Source organism: Vibrio sp. YT-19(2023) (assembly GCF_033337395.1).
Window position 1 is genome coordinate 1 of sequence record NZ_JAWOQN010001129.1, and the last position, 521, is coordinate 521.

A 521-nucleotide genomic window follows, 5' to 3' on the forward strand; every position below is an offset into this window, starting at 1 on the left:
AGGTAAAGACGGTTTAACGGTCCTCAACGACAGACCGATGAATGCAGAAACCCCACCCCATCTGTTGAATGACGACGTAACTCCAACTCGACGCCATTTCATTCGCAACAACGGTATTCCACCAGCAGACGTAAACCCTGAAACTTGGACGTTGACCATTGATGGATTGGTCGACAAACCAATGTCGCTGTCGATTGCCGATCTCAAAAAGAACTTCGATGTCGTAGAGCAACAACTGGTCGTTGAATGTGGCGGTAACGGCCGTGCTTTCTTTGATCCCAAAGCATCCGGAAATCAATGGACTTACGGCGCTGTGGCTTGCTCCAGTTGGACAGGCGTTCGCTTGGCCGACGTGCTCAAAGCCGCAGGCGTAAAAGACGGAGCCATTTACACCGCGCACTATGGTGCCGACAAGCATCTTTCAGGCACAGAAGGCAAGTTGCCCCATTCTCGTGGCGTCCCCATTGCTAAAGCCATGGGCAGTGAAAATCTCATCGCCTTTACCCAAAACGGCGAAGCAC

Annotated in this window: 1 protein-coding gene; it reads left to right on the forward strand. The window is 51.8% G+C overall.

All coding sequences use genetic code 11. The features are described 5' to 3' along the window. Positions 1-521: molybdopterin-dependent oxidoreductase (locus R7E78_RS30425; RefSeq protein WP_318059187.1), on the forward strand; the 521-nt coding region annotated here is incomplete at both ends.